Consider the following 21350-nt stretch of genomic DNA (forward strand, 5'->3'; position numbering starts at 1 on the left):
AGTTGGTGCGAGTTTCAGCCTATCATGAAGACAAAACAACCTTTCTTCTTGTCAAACAACAAATAGCCCCTTTTACTCTCCCAAGAGGGAAAAAGACCATGGGAACCCAGGTTCGCGACATGACAGGCTCCGAGATCGAGATGCTCGCCGGCGTCGTGCGCGATCTTTGTTTGGGGCAAACGCGTGCGGACCCCCGGCCTTTCGTCGCCGACAGATTGAGGCGGTTGCTGCGGGCCGATACACTGGCCTCTTACACCTGGGATCCAAGACAGGAACGCTACGAACAGCCGGTGATCGTCAATCAGGATCCCACCAATGTCGCGCGCTATCTGGACAGTTTGCAGTTTGACGATCCCTTGACTGCGCGCATGCGATGCTATGAGCAGGCGACGATTGTGGAAACTGCCTTCCCCATGGCGGAATTGGGGAGCACCGGTTTCTACCAGGATTTTCTGAGGCCGGACGGCATGTATCACGGCATCAACATCTATCGCCCCGTGCGTGTCGGGCGCGTTATCGATTTTCGCATATGGCGACACAGGAGCCGTGAGGCATTCGAAGATCGTGACGTTGATCTGCTCAACACGATCATGACATTTGTTGTTTCAGCAAGCGATACGTTCTGCGCGACCACCGATCAGGATATCTTGACCGCCAGGGAGGTGGAAATTGCCCGCCTCGTGGCCCGTGGTTGCACCGACCGCGATATCGCCCGGATTCTGGGTATCAGCTTTTCCACCGTGCGCACCCATGTGAACCGGTGTTTCGAAAAACTCGGTTGCGCCAACCGCGCCGAGCTTGGTGCGCGCTTTTATGCCTCCTTGTCCAGCCAGGCCTGAGCAGGGCTGATCGTATCGGCATTACTGTCGATATCGGTTTCCTCCCGACTTCGCCACAATGAAGTCAAGAAACTGTCTCGGGCAAAGCCCGAGTGAAAAAAGGGAACCGACAATGCCGACCATCAAGACTCGTTTCACCGAGACATTCGCAACTCATCATCCCTTTGCGCAAGCGGGCATGGCCTTCGCTGGCGAGAAGAAGGAACTCGCCATTGCTGTCAGTCGTGCGGGCGGTGTCGGTGCGATCGGCGTTGGTTTCATGCCGCCGGAAATCCTGCGCCAGACCATCCGCGAGATACGCGAGGCGGGTGTCGAGATGTTCAATATCAACTTCATCACCTGTTTTGGCAACGAAGATCAGGTGAAGGTCGCGGCTGAAGAAAAGGTTCCGGTGGTCTCGTTTCACTGGGGCCATCCTCCCGCCCATCAGGTGTCCCTGCTGAAGGAGGCCGGGTGTTCGCTATGGGTGCAGATCGGTTCGGTGGCCGATGCGCTGACGGCCGTCGGCTATGGTGCCGACGTGATCATCGCACAGGGTCAGGAGGCAGGCGGTCACAATTATCAGGGTATTGGTGGCCTGAATCAGGCCGGGATGGGCGGGATCGCCTTGATCCCCGTCATTGTCGATGCGGTGGGAGACAAGGCGCTGGTGCTCGCCGCCGGCGGGATTGCCGATGGACGCGGGGTGGCTGCTGCGCTGGCGCTTGGCGCCGACGGCGTTTGGGTTGGTACACGGCTGGTTGCCTCTGAGGAGGCCTATGTTCATCCGGACCACCACCGTCGCCTCGTCGAGGCAGAAGGCACGGACACCATGTTTTCCGCTGTTTTCGGACCCGAAATGCCCTTCTTCAATCCGATGCGCCTTCACAAGAGCCGGGTTGTGGCGGAATGGACCGATCGGCTTGCCGAGGTGCCGACGGAGCGCGGTGATCTCGAGGTGATCGGTGAGACGGTGTTTCTGGGTCAGCCGCATACCAAGCGCAAGTTCGATGTGATCCTGCCGACGCCAGAGACCTCCGGGGACCTGGAAGAGATGGCCTGGCTGATGGGGCAGGGTGTCGGGCTTATCAAGTCTATCCGTCCGGCAGCTGCGATTGTCAGCGAGATGATGGATGAAGCGGCGGCAATCATTCGCAGCAAAGCTCAACGGATATCCTGATGATTGAGGGACGTATCGACAGCCTGTACCGCTATCCGGTCAAGGGGCTGACAGGCGAAATGCTGCAGCGGGTCTCACTCGTTGCGGGAGAAGGTTTTCCTGCCGACCGCCTCTTCGGCTTCGTCCGTCATGGCAGCGGGTTTGATCCGGCGCGGCCTCAGCCTCTGCCGAAGGATCGTTTCCTGATGCTGATGAAGGATGAGAGATTGGCGGGCCTTGAGGCCAGTTTCGATCCGGCAAACTGGCATTTTGATGTGCGCGTGCAGGGACATCTGGTGCATCGGGCCGATCTCTCGCGGCAGGATGGGCGTGATGCGACAGAGGCCTTCTTTGCCACGATGTTCGATATTCCACATGAGGAAATGCCGCGCTTCGTTCATGCCGCACCCCATCGATTTACCGATGTCTCTGTCGTCTCGTCCGGTCTGATGAACGCGGTGTCGCTCATCAACCTGGAAAGCCTGCGTGATTTCGAGATGCGCCTGGGCAAGGAGGTTTTGCCCGCACGGTTTCGAGCGAATATCTATTTCGACGGATGGCCCGCATTCAGTGAACTCGAACTGGTGGGACGGGAGATCATGATCGGTGAAGCCCGTGCGATCGTGACCCTGCGGACCCGCCGCTGCGCTGCAACCGAGGTCAATCCGCGAACCGCCCGGCGCGACATCCCGGTTCCACGGCTGCTGATGCAGCATTATGGCCATTCTGACCTTGGAATCTATGCGGAGATCCAGGATGACGCGGTGATCGAGCCAGGCAGCCGCATTTCCGTCATGGGGGCAAACTGATGCAGGCAAATCTTTCCCTGAGATTGTCGCAAAAGCGCGATCTGACGGCGGATATTTGTGAATTCACATTCGTCGCGGCCGATGGCGCGCCCTTGCCGCGCTTCGAAGCCGGCGCGCATCTGACGATCGAGACCCCGTCTGGGGCGTGGCGCAGCTATTCGCTGAACAATGACGATGGTGAAACCTCGCGATATGTAATTGCCGTCAAGCGTGAGGAGCAGGGGCGCGGGGGATCGCTGTCTTTGCACCGGCAACTTCACGTCGATCAGCTCGTGCACGCACGTGCGCCGCACAACGGCTTTGCCCTTGTATCGGCGCCCCGCTACCTGCTGATCGCGGGCGGGATAGGCATCACGCCGATGCTGTCCATGTTGCGACGGCTGCGACGGCAGGGTTGTGATGTCCACATGGTCTATCTGACGCGTTCTCGCGACATGGCTGCCTATGCGGATCTTCTGGAATCTCCTGAATTCAGTGGCCTTGTGACGCTACACCATGACCATGGCGATCCGAAGCGGACCTATGACTTCTGGCCGTTGTTTGCGACACCCGATGATCGACATATCTATTTTTGCGGCCCTCCCGCCTTGATGAATGCAATCTATCTGCGCACCATCCATTGGCCGCGCCGGCAGATCCATTCGGAATCCTTCTCCGGTGTGGATGCGCAAGATGGGCAGGCAAGTGCCTTCCGATTGCGGCGAGCCTCCACGGGCGAAACTTTCGACATTGCCGCCGACAAGAGCATTCTCGATGTCCTGCGCGATCGCAGGATCGCCTTTGCGAGCTCTTGTGAAAGCGGTACATGTGGGACCTGCAAAGTGCCCCTCGTGGCCGGCGAGCCGGATCACCGCGACCTGTGTCTCAGCGAGGAGGAACGGCAATCCGCGTTCATCCCTTGTGTCTCCCGTGCGCTTTCGGATGAAATCACGCTGGATATCTGACGCGAGAGGACCGACAGCGCATTCTCATGAACCTGATCGATCAATGGGTGGGTGCGATCAATCGAAGCGATGCAGGAGCTGTTGCCGCGCTGTTTGGTGCAAACGCCTTGTTCATGGGTTCGCAGCCGGCACCACTTGTTTCACGGGCTTCGATTGAGGACTATTATCTTGGCATTCCGCGAGGATTGAAGGTCAAGGCCACTTTGGTCGAGGCGCAGGCTCCATCGCCTGACCTGATCGTTGCCACGATCGCCGCGACCTTTTCCGTTCCGGATCAGGACGAGAGGATCGCAATGATCGCACTTGCCGTTCGGCGTGACGACGAGGATTGGTTGATCGCGCTTTACCAGTTGCGATGGATGTGATGCACCCAGGGTCAAGGGGAGGCATAGAGGTCACGCAGGCGGTCGTCTTGTTCAATCGTCTTCATTCATCGCGATTGAGGAATGACCGTCCACCGTCGGCGACAACATCCGCCAGCGTGTAGCGCTCCAGCACATCGAAGAAGGCCGACAAGGCAAGATCCAATGGTCCTGGAAGCCTGCAAAATCCAAGCAGCTTGCAATTTGCGCATTCCACCAGATCTATCTTGCCTTCCGTCTGGCGAATGAGACGCCCGATATTGATCTCCTCTGGCTGCAATGCCAGCCGGATCCCGCCATTTCGACCGCGCAGGGCTGTTACATAGCCGCGCGCCGAGAGCTCGCTGACAACCTTCATAAGGTGGTTCTGCGATATCTCATAGGTGGTGGCAATTTCTCCGATCGAGCTGATCCGATCCCTGTGCGTTGCCAGGAAGAGGAGAACACGAATGGAATAGTCTGAAAAACGGCTCAATCGCATGGCTTAAAAGATGTATTTCATTTGCACATTATGTCGGTTGGCGATATATAGCATTTCAGATGCATGTTTCGAAGCGAATTAATCGGCTCGAATGGCAAGCTGGTGCTCTCTACCGGGCTGACGAGGTCTCAGGTGAAGGTTTCATCTGAGAACTGGGCCAGGCTTTGCCCTTCGCGCTACGCATTCCTGCGCGGCATCTGGCGCTGTTGGAAACCGGGTCGGCCTTCTGGGCTTTGACCCATCCACTCCACGGCGCACATCAGCTGGCAACGACGCCGGCCGATGCTCAGCCATACACATCAGGGTGAAGCACGGATGCCCGCATGCCGTGGCATCTTCATGCGCCCTGCGTGTTTCACTTAAACTCGTTTGCACGAAAGGCAGGCTCAATGTTGACGCCGGAACAGACCCGCATCGTTAAAGCTACGGTCCCAATTCTCGAGACTGGTGGCGAGGCCCTGACGACGCATTTTTACAAGATCATGCTTGATGAGTATCCCGAAGTTCGGCCGCTCTTCAATCAGGCGCATCAGATCCACGGTTCGCAACCGAGGGCTCTTGCCAATGCGATTCTGCAATATGCACGTCATATCGACGATCTGGGCGCGCTTGGTAGCCTGCCGGCACGCATCATCCAAAAGCATGTCGCGCTGCAAATTCTGCCGGAACACTATCCCGTCGTCGGGACCTGCTTATTGCGTGCCATCCGCGAGGTGCTCGGTGCGGAAACTGCAACCGATGCGGTCCTGGATGCCTGGGGGGAAGCCTATTGGCAACTCGCCAACATCCTGATTGGTGCGGAAGGCTCTGAATACAATCGTTTGGCAGAGACGCATGGCGGTTGGCGTGGTGGTCGCCTCTTTCGCGTTGCAGACAAGTGTATCGAGAGTGCAGAGATCGTGTCGCTCTACCTGTCTCCTGTTGATGGCGCTGCTGTCCTTTCGCACGAGCCGGGCCAATATCTGGGCCTTAAGCTGCTCATCGACGGGCAGGAGGTGCGTCGCAACTATTCCATCTCGCAGGCCGCCAATGGCGAGCAGTTACGCATCAGTGTCAAGCGCGAGCCTGGCGGTTTGGTTTCGAACCATCTGCACGACAAGGTGCAGATCGGCAGCGAACTGGAAATCTTCCCGCCTGCTGGCCTGTTCGTCTTGAAGAAAGGTGCAGGGCCTCTGGCGCTGATCAGTGGTGGTGTTGGTATTACGCCTTTGCTGGCCATGGCAGAAGCCGCGCTTGCCGAGGGTATGCGCGACATTGTCTTCATTCACTATGCTCGCAATCGGGATGTCCATGCCTTTGCCGGTACGGTGGAAAACTGGGCTCGCGACTATCCAAACTTTACCGCGCATATCGTCTACGAAGAGGCAGGGCAGGGCGACGCCTACTCTGGCCGTCCGTCGCTTGAGCACTTGCGAAACTGGGTGCCCGCAAATGCAGACGCGTATTTTCTGGGGCCAAAGCCATTTATGTCATTCATTGACAAGGCGCTGACCGAAATCGGCATCCCGGCTGAGCGTCGAGAATTCGAGTTTTTCGGTCCAACAGAAGCACTGGATTGAATGTCGATTCGTGCCAGGCAGGCAGCGGAGGAAATCCCTCTCAGCACGACGTGCCGATAACGCCAAGAATATTTACGCTACAAAGGACGCCAAACGATGACAGAGCCATGGCTCAAGACATTGATCACCGCGACGCCCCAAGAAGGCTTCGAGCTTGCCGTCACCTTGAGCAGGCGTGGCGTGAGGACCACGCAACCTGACGTCAATGTGCTGAAGGAATTGCGGCCCGTCTATGCAAATGATGCAGATTCCTTGACGGCTGCGTCGCATGTGGTCGCGGTTAACTTTCAGACGGTCGCGGCTGCAAACAACTACTGGCGCTGAGCTATCGATCGATCTGACGAGACGACTTGTCCCCCCTCCGGCAGAGCGACTGGTCGATGAAGGATCGTACGAAGGCGGTGGGTGACTGAGGGTAGAGTGTGTGCGGATCGGCGAGCGGGTCGATCCGCGCATGGTGCATGTCCGCCACTCCGTCGGACATGGTCAGCGCTTCTTCTTGGTCGTGCGTTAGAAAGAACGTTGTCGCGCCGATCTGTGACAACCGATGGCGAAGCTTGATTTGTATTGCCTCGCAAGGCTTGCGATCCAACATGGACAGGGCCTCTTCGAAGTGGATGTTGCCCGGCTCGACGGCAAGGGCGCACGCGAGGTCCCATTCAATGGCTTCCTGTCATCCATACACGGTACCAGCCGACAGGGTTGTGGGAGCAACAGGCGCCGCCTGGCACGTAAGGGCAAGATTTTGAGACGGTCTTCAGACCAGTTCCCTCAATGGCTCGAAATGATGCATGGTGTCGAAGCGGCAGAATTCCACGGGACCGAGCGTGATCTCGCCGATCAGCGGACGGTAATGATCGCTCAGCTGCGCGCTATAGGCCACTATTTCGCGGGCTAGCGGCTCGGATACCCAATCGATCTGATAGGCGAGCGAGATGTGGAAGACATAGCTGTCAAAATCGGCCTGCGGCATGCGCGTTGCACCGCCAAGGACCCGTCGCTCAGCGCGCAATGCGTCTTCTTCCGGCTCTGTTGCTCCTGCCACTGTCAGACTATGGGCGGCGAAGAGGTCGATGACGCGGATGCGATGTGTTTGAGACAGCTTGACATGCTCGATACGGTTGAGGATTTCTGCGGAAACCGTGTCGCGTTCCATTGGCCAGGCTATGCCGTCCGGCCAGCCTTCACCGGGCCGCGTGGCCGGTGAGATGCCCTGGAAGACGGTCATGTGGAAGCTGGAAGGCGGCAGGAAGGTAAAGAAGCGATTGAACTGGCTGCGCTTGATCTCTTCCTGCAATGCCCGGATTGCCTCGAAAGCCCGAGAGCCGCGGTCGATATGGCATATGAATGTATTGCCCGGCCAATGTTGAACACTACCATCGGAATGAAACTTGCCGCCGCCGCCTGGCAGCGAAATACCGCCGGGGCGCGGTTGGTCGGAAAGCTTGCCGGTCAGGTGGGCAACGGCGTCTGGACGGGTCGGTGTCATGAATGTTCTTTCAGGTATCGGCGCGATGGCCGGTCTTTTGATCGAAGAGATGGATCTGGTCGGCGGGGAAATCAAAACGGATTTCATCCAGAGCGCCAATTTCAGTGCCGAAGGGCGAGGCGATCTGGATTGTCTGGCCGCCTGGAAGCCGAACCAGAAGCGACGAATGCGAGCCCAGGTCCTCTCGGTAGAGGAGCTTTGCCGTGAGCGCGCCGCGACCGGTTGCTATCTTTTCCGGCCGGATACCAAGTGTTACGGGACCCCGGTGCGCATGGTGTGCCAGCACGGTTCCATCCGGCAGGCAAAGCGTGGCTCCGTCGCCTTCCACGGCCATCAGGTTCATCGGCGGGGCGCCGATGAAGCCGGCGACGAAGGTGGTGGCCGGCCGGTGATAGAGATCATGCGGCGTGGCAAACTGCTCGATCCGCCCTGCATTCAGCAGCATCACCCGGTCGGCCAGGGTCATCGCTTCGATCTGGTCATGGGTGACGAAGATGCTTGTTGCCCCGATACGGCGATGCAATTGGCTCAGTTCCATGCGCATGCCGTGGCGAAGCTTGGCATCGAGATTGGAAAGCGGCTCGTCGAACAGCAGCACTTTCGGCTCGCGCACAATGGCACGGGCAATCGCCACGCGCTGGCGCTGGCCGCCGGACAGGGCCGACGGGCGGCGATCAAGATAATCGCCGAGCTCCACGATTCTTGCCGCTTCGACGATCCGCCGCTCGCGCTCCAGCTTCGGCACACCCGCCACCTTGAGCGCATAGCCGATATTGTCCCTGACCGCCATATGCGGATAGAGCGCATAATTCTGGAACACCATCGCGCAGCCACGATCCTTGGGGGGGCTATCCTGCACCTGCGCGCCGCCGATCAGAATGCGTCCGGCGCTAACGCGCTCCAGACCGGCGATCATGTTCAGCATCGTGGATTTGCCGCAGCCGGATGGCCCGAGAATTGCGACGAATTCACCATCTTCGAAGGCTGCCGATAGGCTATCAATAACGGTTTTCCCGTCAAAGGCTTTGCTGACCTGATCGAGTTCGATCGTATTGCCCATTGTGGTTCACTTCTCTGATAGATTGAGGCCCTTGACGATACGCCTCTGCATGACGGCGATCAGAACAACGGGGAGGAAAGAGACAAACAGCGCACCTGCCATCAGCATCGGCACTTCGGGAATGCGGTCCTGTTCACTGGTGGCCAGACGCGAAAGCCCTACAATGGCCGGCTGCATGTCGCTGGACGAGGCTGCCACCAGCGGCCAGAGGTAGCTTGTCCAGCCGCCGATGAACCAGAAGATGAAGGTAGCAATCAGTGGCGTCTTGGACAGCGGCAGAAGGATGTCGATGAGGAAGCGGATCGGGCCTGCGCCATCCATGGCGGCGGCCCGCGGCAGGTCGCGCGGCAGGCTTAGGAAAAACTGCCGATAGATGAAGACGGATGTCGATGACGTGGCAATGGGTGCCGCGATGCCGACATAGGTGTCGAGTAGGTTCCATTCCAGATGCGGCGCAACCCCGCCAAGCCTCTCCATCAGAAATCCAAGGCCGGTGAGATCGACCAGCCAGTTGAACGGCATGGCGACATTGGCGACCACTTGATAGGTCGTGACAACAATCAGTTCGAGCGGCAGCATGACGGTGGCAATTGTCAGCGCGAAGATGAGCTTGCTCCAGCGGCAATCGAAGAAGACCAGCGCGAAAGTTGCCGTAAATGCAAAGGCGCATTTGATTGCGGAAACGCTGGTTGCGATGATGATGGAACTCAGCACTTGGCGCGGCAGGTTCGTTTCCAATGCGATATGGGCGATATTGTCTATGAGGTGCCGGCCGGGTATCAGGCTGATGCCGCCCGCAGCCACGAAATCCTCATAGGACTGAGTCGCGACAAGCAGCGCGATCGCCAGTGGCGAAAGAATGAAGATTATTCCGGCAATCAGGATGATGCTTGCCGTGCGGTTTATGCCGCCGTTGGTTTCGATCATGGCATCACCGCTCATATTTCACACGTTTTTCCAGACGGAACTGCACCAGAACCATGCCGATCACAAAGAGCATCAGCAGCACTGTCTGGCTGGCGGCGCCTGAAAGGTCATAGGCTTGAAAGCCGTCGGTATAGATTTTGTAGATCAGCAGCGTCGTTGAATCCCCAGGTCCGCCGCCGGTCATCGTGTCGATCAGGCCGAAGGGATCCACTGCCGTGCCGACGAATTCCAGGATGAATGTCAGAAACAGCTGCGGGGTGAGGAGCGGCAGCTGGATATCCCGAATACGCCGCCAGGGGCCGGCGCCATCCATGGCCGCCGCCTTGACCAGGGTATCGGGAATGGTCTGCAGGCCCGACAGGAGAATGATGAAATTAAAGGGAATTCCGTTCCAAACCTGCGCAATCACCACGGTCGCAAACGCATGCATGCCGTCGATGCGCGGGTTCCAGATGCCGGGAACGAGATCGTTCAGCGGCGCGAAAATGCCCAGGAACGGGTTGAAGATGAAGGTAAAGACAATGCCGATCGAAGCGCCCGCTATGGCTTTTGGCCAGATCAGCACATTGCGGGCAATCCGGCTTGTGCGGATGCCACGATCGGCGGCCAGCGCCAGGATCAGCGCCAGAAAAATGCCGAAGCCTGCCGCCAGCACCATGAACAGGAATGTGCGCCCGATCGACGACCAGAAAGCGGCATCGGAGAGGATGCGTGCAAAGTTCTCAAAGCCGACGAATTGGGATCCGCCGCCGAAAGGCTGTTCCAGAAAGAACGACCAGTAGAAGGCAAGCCCGACCGGCAGGTAGAAGAAAATGCCAATGAGGATAAGGATCGGTGCCACCAGCGCGGCATAGAGCCATCCTGCGGAATAAAAAGTCTGTCGCATCTCGGCTTCCAGAAAGCGTGAAGGGAGCCGGGCAGGCTGCCCGGCTCTGCGGTTCTGCGTCTGTGCCGCGCTTACTGGTTGGCCGCGCCGTTATAGGTTTTCTCGAAGCGGCGCAGCAGTTCATTGCCCTGGGAGGCCGCATCATCCAGCGCCTGCTGCATGGGTTTTTCGCCGTTGAAGGCCTTTTGGGTCTCCTTCATGAAGATATCGCGGAACTGCACATAGAAGCCGAGCCTGACGCCACGGCTATCCTCATTGGCGGGTTGATTGAGAGAGGCGACGCCGAGTTCAGCCGTTGCAAACTGCGGATCATTTGCCTTGGCCGATGCCTTGAGGGCTAGAAGTGCGGTTTCTGTCATCGGCAGATAGCCGGTCTTGCCGGCAAATTCGATCTGTTGGTCGTCGCGACGCAGGAAGTCCAGAAACGCCTTGGCCGCCGCCACTTCGTCTTTGCTGTGACCCTTCATGATCCAGATCGAGGCGCCGCCGATCAGCGTGTTATGGCGCGTCTGGCCTTCATACATCGGCGCCAAGCCGACCATCACCTTGTCGCCCAGCGCCTTGTAAGCGGCTCCGTAGCCGGCGCTAGAGTTTTCCATCATCGCGCATTCAGCCGTGTTGAATGCGGCGTCAAACTTGCCGGCTTTCGTATCCTGCGCCAGGCGCAGCAAGCCATCGTCGCGCCAGGTCTTCAGGTTCTGCATATGCGTGGCGACCGGCCCCTTGTTGAAGCTATAGATCGCATCCAGCCCGTCATAGCCATTGTGTCGGGTGGCGATGGCCGTTCCATGGCGTGCCGCGAACTGCTCCAAAACACGCCAGGGATGACCGTCGGTCGTAAAGGGGCACTCGATGCCGGCGGCCTTCAGCTGCTTGGCATCGGCGACCAGTTCTTCATAGGTGGTCGGAAGCTTGTCGATGCCGGCCTTGGCAAGCATGTCCCGGTTTCCATACATCAGCAGTGTGGAGCCGTTATAGGGTTGCGACAAAAGCTCGCCCTTGGCTGTTTCATAATATGAACGCGCACCCTGGAGATAGTCCTTCCAGTTGACCTGCGGAAGAACGGCGCTCACAGGCTCGGCCGCACCTGACAGCATCAGGTCCAGTGTGCCTGCATCGAAAAACTGCATGAGTACTGGCGCCTTCTTGGCGCGATAGGCAGCGATTGCCTTTTGCATGGCGACTTCATAGCTGCCCTGACCAAGGCAGTTGACCTTGTTCTGTGTCTGGCTGGCATTGAAAGTACTGCAGGCATCCTGGATGGCCGTTTCGATGACACCGGTATTGCCATACCAGAAATCGATCTCGGCGGCCCTGGCTGCCGGGACGGCGCTTGCCATGGCAAGGGCAGATGCAATCAGGTACTTCACTTTCATGGCAGTCCTCGTTTGGGTTCGGGAGCGTGTGAAGTAATTTATACACTTTAAGTGTGACATGTATTTAAAGGCCTGTTGCCTTTCGTTTTGAGGGTTCAAGCCATTGATTTTCCGTGGAGTGACCGACAAGATGGTCAATGTTGCACACCGTTGAGGTCCGCTCCCGCCTGCCATTTGAAGATTGCCATGCCCGCCGAATATGATCCCCATTTGCTGATCGATGACCGTTATCGTCGCGAAGGACCGGCAACGCCGGTGGTCTCCAGCAATGAGCGCGCCATTCTCTCCATGCTGTGGGACCGCCGACAATTGACGCGCTCTGCGCTCGGATCAAGGCTCGATCTCACGCAACAGTCGATCCATCGCATCGTCACGCAGTTGGAGGGGCGCGGTCTCATCCGTCTGGGGCCGCTCGAGCCGCCAAGCTACAAGGGCAAGCCAAGCCCGCAACTGTTGCTCAATGCGCGTCACGCCTGCACTATCGGCATTGCGATCAATACCGATAGCGCCGGTGTCTGCGTCATGGATTTTGCCGGCGCCTTCGAGACCATGTCGCTGCCCATTGATGGCTTGGCGATGGAAACTGTCCTTTGCAATATCGAGGCAGTCATTCCATCCCTTCTCGGCCGGATGGGGTTTCGCTTGGCCGATGTTTTCGCCATCGGTTTTGCCATATCCGGCTTCCTGGTGGGGGGTACGCGCTACAATCCGCCCGAACCATTGATCGAGTGGTCGGAACTGCAATTGGGACCTTATCTAGCCGAGCGATTTGGGCGTCCGGTCTGGACTGAAAACGGCGCGAACATGAGCACGCTGTGCGAGCGGATGCTGGGCGTTGGGCGTAGTGTTGCCAACTTCGCCTATCTTTCGTTCAACTATGGTTTTGGCGGCGGCATCGTGTTGAACGGCAATCTGGTGCGCGGCGGCTTCGGCAATGCCGGCGAATTCAGCGGTGCCTTTCGCGAGGACGAAATGGCCAATCGCCCGACCTTGGCGGGGCTCTTGCGGATCCTTGCGGGCCATGGCGTCAAGGTCACCACGATCTCGGAACTTGGTCGCAAGTTTGATCCCGCCTGGCCGGGTGTGGAGGAGTGGATAGATCTCGTCGCGCCAAACCACACCCGTATCATCAACGTGCTCTCTGCCGTGATTGATCCGGAAGTTGTAGTTCTGGGTGGGCAAATACCGACACAGCTTGCTGAAGCGCTGATTGAGCGCACGACATTTTATAGCAAACCTCGGCATGGAATCATGCGCCGCATGCCTCGCCTTGCACCATCGCAGATCACGGGTGAAACCTCCGCCATCGGCGCAGCCAGCCTGCCGCTGAAGGAAACCTACTTCTGAAACTGCCGGCTAGAGCGTGTTTCGACCTGATTGGATCAGTTCTGTTGGCCCAAACCCGCTCTAAACAAAATATGGTTCGGTTTGCGGCCTGGGGGTGCAAGTCGATCCGGTAGCCAACCGGCCTTGGCGATGAAATACGTTTCGTGCCGGGCGCGAGATTCGTCGAATGACTTGAACATCGAGGGCCGTTTGCAGAGCGCCCCTTGAATAAATTTTGCACGTGAAAAACCAATGAAATCATAATCCTGATCGTGTTTTCTATAGAGCCGTGACCCCGCGGGCTGCGCTAAGACCTGCCAAGATCGCAATTGGGCATGAGAATGGCGATCACTCATCGGCCGATGTGGCGGAAACTCTAACTGGACCCGCAAGGGCTTGCTAAAATAAACATTGCTTGGGTGGTTGCGATTTATTAATTTTTAGTAAATAATACTCGTAATGAGGGTGTCGAAGTATTTTCCTGCGTATGTATCTACGATTTTTCCTATTTTTCCAGCTGCGTGAGGAAGTTTTAAATAATATCGCCTTGAAACAGCAACATATTGTGGTGCTGTAAAATATTTTATTGGCGATTTTTTGATTTATTTTCAAATCGATGCCTCCAGAATTGATTGCGTTTGGTGATGCTGTCTTGATCGAAAACCTATCAAAGGGGAGTGATATCGATGAATGAACAATTCAATCGCCGCAAATTCTTGAAAACGGTCGGCTTCGGCGCGGTGGTGACCTCGGCCGGGTCGGCCATTGTGACATCGGCGGCGCATGCGCAGACGAAGATGAACTTGGCAGATGCGAAACTGCTGAAAATCGACCCGAAGATGCTTGAACTAAAGCTTAGCGATCCGCGAGCAGTGAAGGTTATCAAGCTTGATGCGCGGCTGCCCACGACGACGCCGATCACGCAGATGGGCCTCGACAGATCGGGGATGGCGGCGCTCACGCCGGCTGCCAAGGAACTGACCAAAGCCGACCTCCAGGCCATGGCCGAGGGGAAAATCCCGGCGCGCGCCCAGAACCTGACTGTCGCTGACATCAGTTCCATCAAGGTTGCCTTCGGATCCGGCTACAAGGTTCCCGGCAATTTGGCGGCAGATATTTCCTGCTGTTGCTGCACGCCATGCTGCTGTGCGGCAGCGGTCGAGTCGATCGCCGCCTAACGGTCAGTCAAATGCACCCGCTCATTGATCGGGCGGGTGCTGCGACTGACACTTCTTATGCCTCGTCCAGATCCGGATTTCTCGGTTCCTTGAAAAGGGAGGCAGGACTTTGCCTATTCGCTGCTTATTGATCTGGCCAAACTCGCGCAACGAGGTTTTGGGCTGGGGGGATCTGGGCGCCATCGCCGAGCCCTTGGCATTGGAATACCTTGCTGCTGCGCTGGGTGAGGATGGACATGTGTGTCGCATCCTTGATCTGAGATTGCATCCGGACGCGCTTGAAGCGACGCTTGAAACATTCCGTCCGGACCTTGTCGGGATCACGGCCTTCAGCATGCATGTCCGCCGTGCCAAGGCGATCGCCAGCGTGGCGAAATCCTGTCTGCCGCACATCCGCACCATTGTCGGCGGGCATCACGCCACTTTCCTGCCCGATGATTTCTTCGAGCCGGCCATCGACTATGTCGTCAGCGGTGACGGGATCGGCCTGATCCGGTCCGTCGCCCATGCTCTCGACAGTGGCACGGAACTGCAATTGGAACCCGGTCTCTATGTCCGTGATGGGCAAACCGGCAGCTTCGCCGGTGCCGGCCGCAGCGTACCGGGCGTCGCGGAATTCCGCGATGCGCCTTTGCCCGACCGACGCCTGACGGCTGCCGACAGGTCGCGTTATTTCATCGATAACATGAAGCCGGTGGCCCTGATGCGCACGACGGCCGGCTGTCCCTATCGTTGTACCTTCTGCTCTATCTGGCACACGCTGGATGGCCAGTATTATATCCGGGACATCGGGCGGGTCGTCGATGAGATCGCCGCTATCGAGGAGGAGAATATTTTCCTGGTCGATGACGAGGCCTTTATCAATCAGCGACGCATGATCGCCCTGGCCTCTGCCATCCGCGAAAGGGGACTGCGCAAGAAATACTTCACCTATTGCCGCATTGATACGCTTTTGCGCAACCAGGAGGCGATAAAGGCGTGGCGTGACATCGGTCTTACACGCCTGTTCATTGGTATAGATGCCATTTCGGAGCTGGATCTCGTCAGCTATCGGAAGAAATGCTCCGTCACGCAGATCGAACAAGGCCTGGAACTTGCGCGCAAGCTTGGCATCGACATCTTTGCCCAGTTCGTCGTCGCACCCACCGCGAGTGCGCGCACCTTCAAGAATCTTGTGCGCTTCATCGAGCACCAGGGTGTCGACTATCCGTCATTTACGGTGCTGACGCCCCTTCCTGGCACGGAGTTGCTCGAGAATTTTGATTCCGTCACTGAACGCCAGCCCGACGGTCGGCCCGATTGGGACCTCTTCGACTGTCAGAACGCGGTGACGCAAACGGCATTGCCGCCGGATGTCTTCCGCAAGGAATATCGCAATCTCTACAAGGTCTTCAAAGGTGCCTATACGCGCTACCGCGAGCACAATTCGATCATTCACGAGCTTGACGCAAGGGACGCTCTGGCCAGCGGGCATCCGACCAGCGCGGTCCATCTGGTCGCCAAACATCAAACCCGGAGATCCGTCATATGACTATAGAACTCGGAGCCGAACTGGACAAACGTTTCCGACTTATCGGCGTGCAGGCCGTTGCCAAGGATGATGGCATCATTCTGCGCCGCGGCCGCACCCGCGTGTTTCTGGCCGGCGATGGTTTGATCGAGGTGCTCGACAGGTTGGTGGATGACAGTCTGGAGGGCGGTATCAGCGAGACTCGGCTGAAAGCCAGGATGCCGCCGGAAACCTGGGGAATGCTGGAGGATGTATTGCAGGCCCTGTCGAGCCGGCGGCTTCTGGTGCGTGCCGACGACATGCCGGGGCCAAGCGCGGCCAAGGCGTTCGAAACACCGGAAGATATCTACTACTGGGAGCTGGGCACCTCTTCTGAACAGGTGCATGGGCGACTTGCAGATCGGCAGGTGCCGATACTCGGCGACAATCTGATCTCTCGTCATCTGCTTCGCATGTTGCACAGTTGCGGTGTTGCCAACGCCTATCTGGTCGATCATCCGTCGTTCCGGAGCATGAACGACGTGCCCGCGGACGAGCGTTGTCTCACCATTGATTTCGCCGAATGGGCCGATTCCGATCGGCCCGACGAAGCCGATATCTTTGTGGTCTGTTCGGACTTTGGCGGAATGACCTTGATGCGGGAATGGAACGAATATTGCGTGGGCGCCGGCATCGCTTTCTTTCCGGTGGTGTTGCAGGATCACGTTGCCTATCTCGGGCCAATTGTCACGCCTGATGGCTCGCCTTGCTTTGAGTGCTTCTGGGCGCGCCAGAATTCCAACATCGAGGATCCGGCGAATGCGCGCGCCACGGAGCGGTCCGCTTTCCTTGGCCAGCATGTCAACGGTTACCTGCCGCCGATGGCCTATGCGGCGGCGGAATTTGCCGCCATGGAACTGGTCAAATATCTGACCCAGCTTTTGCCTGGAGGCACGATCGGAACGCTGACGGAAATAGATCTCGAGGCGCCCCTGTTGCAAACCCGCAAGGTGCTGAAGGTGCCGTATTGCCCCGTATGTTCCACGGCGGCCTCCCATCCCATGCCGGCAGCCGATCACATGGTCTTCATGCCTGGCAACAGTCAGACTGGGCATTGATATGGCGGATCTTGCCCAATTTGCGCCGATGGGCGTGCTATACGACAACCTGGAAATTCTGCTGGATCGCAGTGTCGGCATCATCAACCGGCTTGAGGAAACGCCGGTACCGCCGGGAGAGCCTCAGTTCTTTCATTTTGCCGCACGTGCCTGCAATACGCGGGTCTTCGTTGAAAACCGCAACTTCTTCAATACCGGCGGCGCTTCTACCAACAGGGTCACCGCGCTGACCAAGGCAATGGGCGAGGCGGTCGAGCGCTATTCAGCGGCGATATATGTCCGTGACAAGTTGCGTCTCGGCTCTGCCAGGGATGCGCGTTTCCGTGTCATCCCTCCGGGTGATTTCACACTGCATGCGCCGGAGCAGTATGATCATCCAGGCTTTCCCTGGGTCCCCTTCGATGTCACGACGATCCAGCGCTGGACCCCGGTCGCCAATCTTGGCGACGGGTCGCAGACCCATGCACCCGCCGCATTCGTCTGGATACCCTATGTCTATGACCGGGCCGCAGGCGAAGCGCCGATAGGGCAACCGATCTCCACCGGGCTTGCATGCCACCAGTCCTATGAGAAAGCCTGCCTCTCGTCCTTGTCCGAAGTTATCGAGCGCGACGCGTTCTCGATCTTCTGGCTGGCGATGATTTCGCCGCCGCAGATCCGGATCGAGACGCTGCCGGACGACAGTTACGACATCGTGCGGCGCTTCGAAGCGACCGGTGATCGGGTCGTCATCCTCGATATCACCACCGACAATGAAATCCCATGCTTCCTGTCGGTGCTGGTGTCGATGCAGGAGGAGCGCCCCGCCTTCGTCTTTGCGGCATCCTGCGACCTGGATCCCGCCGTTGCCGTGCGCAAGGCGCTTGAAGAACTTGCCCATACCCGCCGCTACAGCCAGCAGATCAAGGCCCATTTGCCACCGGTATCTGGCGACAATGACTGGCGCGCGGTGACCGGGCAGCTCGAGCACCTCAATCTTGCCGCCGACCACGCTAACCGTGCCTATTTCGACTTCGTCTTTGCCAGCCGCAAGCGGATTGATTTCGATACTTTTGTCTCCCTTGCAAGCGGTGATGCCAAGCGCGACCTTGCAACGGCCGTGGCACGCGTCGAGGCGACAGGACAAAGCGTCTATGCGGCCGATCTGACCTCCAGCGATATCGCGTCGCTGGGGCTGTGCGTGACGCGCGTCCTGGTGCCGGGATACCACCCGCTGTTCATGGGCCACAATATCCGCGCTCTGGGGGGAGACCGACTTTACCAAGTGCCACAACGGCTTGGCCATGCCGGTATCACGGCGGCCTCTATGAGCAATCCATTTCCGCATCCCTATCCGTAACAAACCATGAAGGTGCCCCATGGACCGGACGCTGCGACAGATCCTCAATCCTGAGACCGTCTCGCTGGACGAGATGTGGCGTACCTACCATGAGAACTCGAAGACGGAGCGTTTCCACCGTCCGCCAAGCGAGGCTCAGGTTCGCGCGCGTATGGCGGAGCTCAAGCCCTCGCTGGACTATTCCGGCTATCCGAAAATTGTGCTGCCGGCGCCAGACCCGCTTGCGATGCCGCTGGGCGAGGCCATGCTTGCGCGCAAGACTTGCCGCGACATGGAGGCCTGCACGATCACCCTCGACCAGCTTTCGACCTTGCTCTTTGCCAGCTATGGCGAGACGCGAAGCAATGTGGGCACTGAGTTCCCCCGGCCGTTTCGCACAGTCCCTTCGGGTGGGGCGCTCTACCCACTGGAAATCTACTTCCATACGGCGCGCGTTGAAGGGCTAGAGGCGGGTCTCTATCACTACAATCCCCAGCGCCATTGCGTGGCCGAGCTCTCGCGCGGCGATCTCTCCCATCGGCTGAGCGGTGCTCTTGTGCAGGCCGACATGCCTTTGAAATCCGCAATCCAGGTTTTCGTGACCGGTATGTTCGAGCGTTCGTCGTTCAAATATGCTGAAAGGAGCTATCGTTTCGTTCTGCTCGAGGCCGGACATCTGATGCAAAATCTGGCGCTGGCTGCAACCGCGCTCGGATTGGGACAAACCTGCGTCGGCGGCTATTTCGATCGCGAGATCGATGACATTCTCGGCCTTGATGGCGTCCGCCGTAGCACTGTCTATATCGGCTTGTTGGGCCGTGAGAGCGCAAGGCCTCTGCTGTGATGCGCGGCGATCCCGGCAGTCTGTCAACCGCCCCGTGGGATGACCTTGAGGGGTTGGATTTCATCGTCGATCTGTCTATGGGAGCTTGGCGTGCGCGAGATGTAGCCCTGCAATTGGCCGAGGCGACAGATGCCGTACTGCCTCCTGTCGAACAGCTCCACCAGGATGACGATCCGGAAATCATAGCCCAGGGGGTGGATGCCGAAGCGCGCGGTTCGCTGCCGGTGCTGGTCGCGGTGCAGGATGCTCTGGCGTTATCGCAGGCTCTGGCACCGGCCTCATCCATCGGTGTGCTGTGCGCAAGTCCTCAGGGGCTGGCGGACGAGAATCTGTGGACCCTCGTTTTTCTGCGCCGCCTGGGTCACCGGATCACCCGGCTGGTGCCGCCCGCGGGGGAGCGCCAGCGAGAAGACTTGATAGCTGGCCTGGATGAAGAGCAGCGGCATATGTTGCTTTTTCCGGGCCCGCTGCCCCTTGATCTGGCGGCGAAAAGCGGGCTTTCCGGCTCTGCCAATGTTTTCCTTCCTCGGTTTCCGCATGTTGTCCGGCCGCAATTGCGCCTGGCGCTCCCCGATATCCGGCCTGGTCTTCTGGCGCCACTTGCCCGTTTCGACGCTGAGGATGCCCGTATCCGGCTGATGACCCAAATCCTGGGACCTGCCTATTACGCCGACGCCGAATGGCTGACCGATACGGGCATGCAGCTCTTGCGATTGGGTGCCCACCGGCTTGCGCTTTGCGCCCTGAAACGGGCCTGTGACATTGCATCGGACACAATGGTACGCGCCAGGGCCGAGCTCAATCTCCAGGGCGTTCGGATTTTCGCGCATCTGTTCGCCGATGCCTCTGCCCATCCAGATAGCGGAACGGCCTTGCCGGCCGCTGTGCGAGAGCAACTCACGCTCCTGCGCGGTTGGTCGGAAATTGCCGGAGCGGATCCGTCGCGCGGGTTGCAGCGCATTGCCTGCACAATGCGGGCTGCCGAAGCAGCGACGCCGAAAAGCGTTAATGACCTGTTCGTCCTCAATATTGCTGCCCTTGGCCATTTGCGAAGCGGCGAGATCGAAATGGCGCTCGATACAGAGCGGCTGATCGAGAAGGAACTCACGTCATCCGGTGACCGGATCGATTACCGCGCCGAATTTATCAACGCCCTGAACCTTTCGCGCCTCTATCGCCGTAGCGGTGAAACGGAGCGCTATCGCCAGCAACTCGATCGCGCCCTCGCTACATCCGAAGGGCTTCGCAATCTCAGCGACATTATCCAGATGAACCTGATGCGTGCCGAAGCGGGTGGCTCTGAAGACGAGCCCGCCAGTCACGTTCTGCGCGCAGTACTTGCCTGGTTGGCCTTGTCGCCGCCGGAGGCGATTGCGGCGCGGGCTCTGCGCCAGACGGGTGCGAACCCGACAGAGGCAGCTGCGATTGATGGCACGGTCTGCGAAGCCTTGCTCGCAAGATTGGAAGCCGCATTTCCGGGGCTAGTACCTGGACGTCCGGCCGGGGCCGTGGCTGTGGAGGGGTGTGTGCCACGCGGTAGCGCCGTGTTCGCGACACGTGCGGCAGCGCTTCTGTTGCTGCCGGAAAGCGGGTGGAGGCCCGGTCTCTCCCCGGCGTCGACGGCGCGTAGTCGGCTGAACGCTCTAGCGCTTGCCGCGCTTGAGATTGATTGCCCGGCACTATGCAGTCACCCGGCACCGCTGATCGGCGTCGATACAGATTTCGGCACAGACATCCCGTGTGGCTGGTCTGGCCTGATCCGTCTTGCAGTCCTGCATGGCCTTGAACGCTGTTTGTGGCGCGACCGGCGCTTCGAACTTGCGGCGACTGATCAGGATCATTTGCCTCTGTCTGCCAGCGTCACGCTGTCGCGTGGCGTGGCCGGACTGGAGTCTGTCACTTCGGGTGTCCGTGTGTTCTTCAAACGCTATCGCCGCCCTGCGACATTGACCGGTGCCGAATCCGTGTTCCTCAGGCAGGTCGAGGCTTCCCCCGGTCGCACGGTCGAGGTGGCCAGCCGTGCGATCGGCCTCGACCCTGTGGCCGGGGCTTTCATTGCTGCTTCCCTGCAGAAAAGACGCGTTCTCAGACTGGAGTATAGCCTATGCATGATGGATGGTATCAGGTCGCCTTCTCTCGCGATGTCCGCGCACCTCTGACGGAAGTTCATCTCGCGGGTGAGCCCATCGCCCTTGTGCGGAGGAATG

The 21350-nt window shown here is 58.6% G+C and carries 21 protein-coding genes; 14 read left to right on the top strand and 7 right to left on the bottom strand.

Going from position 1 to position 21350, the window contains the following annotated elements:
* Nucleotides 1–5: 5 nt before the first annotated feature.
* The 5 genes from E8M77_RS00165 (at nt 6) to E8M77_RS00185 (ending at nt 4095) form a co-directional block, all read left to right on the top strand.
* Entirely contained in the window at nt 6–839 is an 834-nt protein-coding gene (locus E8M77_RS00165; protein WP_137128585.1) for a LuxR family transcriptional regulator, read from the top strand.
* A 112-nt stretch (nt 840–951) separates the two neighbouring features.
* A complete protein-coding gene (locus tag E8M77_RS00170; RefSeq protein ID WP_170975686.1) occupies nt 952–1998 on the top strand; it encodes a nitronate monooxygenase in 1047 nt (348 codons plus the stop codon).
* On the top strand, nt 1998–2786 hold the full coding sequence (locus tag E8M77_RS00175) for an MOSC domain-containing protein (RefSeq protein ID WP_137128586.1): 789 nt from the start codon (nt 1998–2000) through the stop codon (nt 2784–2786). Before E8M77_RS00170 ends, E8M77_RS00175 begins: the two co-directional genes overlap by 1 nt.
* Nucleotides 2786–3730, top strand: coding sequence for a PDR/VanB family oxidoreductase (locus E8M77_RS00180; protein WP_137128587.1), 945 nt, complete (start codon nt 2786–2788; stop codon nt 3728–3730). Before E8M77_RS00175 ends, E8M77_RS00180 begins: the two co-directional genes overlap by 1 nt.
* A 26-nt stretch (nt 3731–3756) precedes the next feature.
* Nucleotides 3757–4095: an SgcJ/EcaC family oxidoreductase gene (locus tag E8M77_RS00185; RefSeq protein WP_137128588.1), complete on the top strand. Its 339-nt coding sequence runs from the start codon at nt 3757–3759 to the stop codon at nt 4093–4095.
* A gap of 61 nt (nt 4096–4156) precedes the next feature.
* On the opposite strand, the gene E8M77_RS00190 is transcribed toward E8M77_RS00185, so the two are convergent.
* The gene (locus E8M77_RS00190; protein WP_137128589.1) at nt 4157–4573 is read right to left on the bottom strand and encodes an Rrf2 family transcriptional regulator; all 417 of its coding nucleotides are present in this window, start codon (nt 4571–4573) and stop codon (nt 4157–4159) included.
* 389 nt (nt 4574–4962) lie between these two features.
* On the opposite strand from E8M77_RS00190, the gene hmpA reads away from it, so the two are divergent.
* Together hmpA and E8M77_RS00200 are read left to right on the top strand one after the other, a co-directional pair.
* Nucleotides 4963–6132, top strand: coding sequence for an NO-inducible flavohemoprotein (hmpA, locus tag E8M77_RS00195; RefSeq protein WP_137128590.1), 1170 nt, complete (start codon nt 4963–4965; stop codon nt 6130–6132).
* 96 nt (nt 6133–6228) lie between these two features.
* Entirely contained in the window at nt 6229–6456 is a 228-nt protein-coding gene (locus tag E8M77_RS00200) for a hexameric tyrosine-coordinated heme protein (RefSeq protein WP_137128591.1), read from the top strand.
* A 1-nt stretch (nt 6457) separates the two neighbouring features.
* Here the strand turns inward: E8M77_RS00200 and E8M77_RS00205 are convergent, their stop codons facing one another.
* The 6 genes from E8M77_RS00205 to E8M77_RS00230 all read right to left on the bottom strand — a co-directional run bounded on the left by E8M77_RS00205 (nt 6458) and on the right by E8M77_RS00230 (nt 11870).
* Nucleotides 6458–6727, bottom strand: a complete 270-nt coding sequence (locus E8M77_RS00205; protein WP_137128592.1) for a hypothetical protein — start codon at nt 6725–6727, stop codon at nt 6458–6460.
* Nucleotides 6728–6889: 162 nt separating this feature from the next.
* Entirely contained in the window at nt 6890–7621 is a 732-nt protein-coding gene (locus tag E8M77_RS00210; protein WP_170975687.1) for a DUF1868 domain-containing protein, read from the bottom strand.
* Nucleotides 7622–7631: 10 nt separating this feature from the next.
* Nucleotides 7632–8681: a sn-glycerol-3-phosphate ABC transporter ATP-binding protein UgpC gene (ugpC, locus tag E8M77_RS00215; RefSeq protein WP_137128594.1), complete on the bottom strand. Its 1050-nt coding sequence runs from the start codon at nt 8679–8681 to the stop codon at nt 7632–7634.
* A 6-nt stretch (nt 8682–8687) separates the two neighbouring features.
* Nucleotides 8688–9608 carry an ABC transporter permease subunit gene (locus tag E8M77_RS00220; RefSeq protein WP_137128595.1) on the bottom strand — a complete coding sequence of 307 codons (921 nt, stop codon included), beginning with the start codon at nt 9606–9608 and terminating at the stop codon, nt 8688–8690.
* Nucleotides 9609–9612: 4 nt separating this feature from the next.
* Complete coding sequence (locus E8M77_RS00225) at nt 9613–10494, bottom strand: sugar ABC transporter permease (protein WP_137128596.1); 882 nt, start codon at nt 10492–10494, stop codon at nt 9613–9615.
* 71 nt (nt 10495–10565) lie between these two features.
* The gene (locus E8M77_RS00230; protein ID WP_137128597.1) at nt 10566–11870 is read right to left on the bottom strand and encodes an extracellular solute-binding protein; all 1305 of its coding nucleotides are present in this window, start codon (nt 11868–11870) and stop codon (nt 10566–10568) included.
* 186 nt (nt 11871–12056) lie between these two features.
* Here E8M77_RS00230 and E8M77_RS00235 point away from each other — a divergent pair, with 186 nt between their 5' ends.
* From E8M77_RS00235 to E8M77_RS00265, 7 genes are all read left to right on the top strand, one after another.
* A complete protein-coding gene (locus E8M77_RS00235) occupies nt 12057–13217 on the top strand; it encodes an ROK family transcriptional regulator (protein ID WP_137128598.1) in 1161 nt (386 codons plus the stop codon).
* Between the two features lie 665 nt (nt 13218–13882).
* Nucleotides 13883–14374 (top strand): hypothetical protein, encoded by a 492-nt coding sequence (locus E8M77_RS00240; RefSeq protein ID WP_137128599.1) that lies wholly within the window; start codon nt 13883–13885, stop codon nt 14372–14374.
* Between the two features lie 157 nt (nt 14375–14531).
* A complete protein-coding gene (locus tag E8M77_RS00245) occupies nt 14532–15905 on the top strand; it encodes a radical SAM protein (protein ID WP_281408166.1) in 1374 nt (457 codons plus the stop codon).
* Complete coding sequence (locus E8M77_RS00250; RefSeq protein WP_137128601.1) at nt 15902–16981, top strand: TOMM precursor leader peptide-binding protein; 1080 nt, start codon at nt 15902–15904, stop codon at nt 16979–16981. The genes E8M77_RS00245 and E8M77_RS00250 overlap by 4 nt, the downstream gene beginning before the upstream one ends.
* A 1-nt stretch (nt 16982) precedes the next feature.
* A complete protein-coding gene (locus E8M77_RS00255; RefSeq protein WP_137128602.1) occupies nt 16983–18320 on the top strand; it encodes a YcaO-like family protein in 1338 nt (445 codons plus the stop codon).
* A gap of 19 nt (nt 18321–18339) precedes the next feature.
* Entirely contained in the window at nt 18340–19143 is an 804-nt protein-coding gene (locus E8M77_RS00260) for a SagB/ThcOx family dehydrogenase (protein ID WP_137128603.1), read from the top strand.
* Nucleotides 19143–21302 carry a hypothetical protein gene (locus E8M77_RS00265; protein ID WP_137128604.1) on the top strand — a complete coding sequence of 720 codons (2160 nt, stop codon included), beginning with the start codon at nt 19143–19145 and terminating at the stop codon, nt 21300–21302. Before E8M77_RS00260 ends, E8M77_RS00265 begins: the two co-directional genes overlap by 1 nt.
* Nucleotides 21303–21350: the final 48 nt, after the last annotated feature.

The sequence above is a fragment of the Rhizobium sp. FY34 genome (assembly GCF_005222845.1).
In the GTDB taxonomy this organism is placed as follows: Bacteria; Pseudomonadota; Alphaproteobacteria; order Rhizobiales; family Rhizobiaceae; genus Neorhizobium.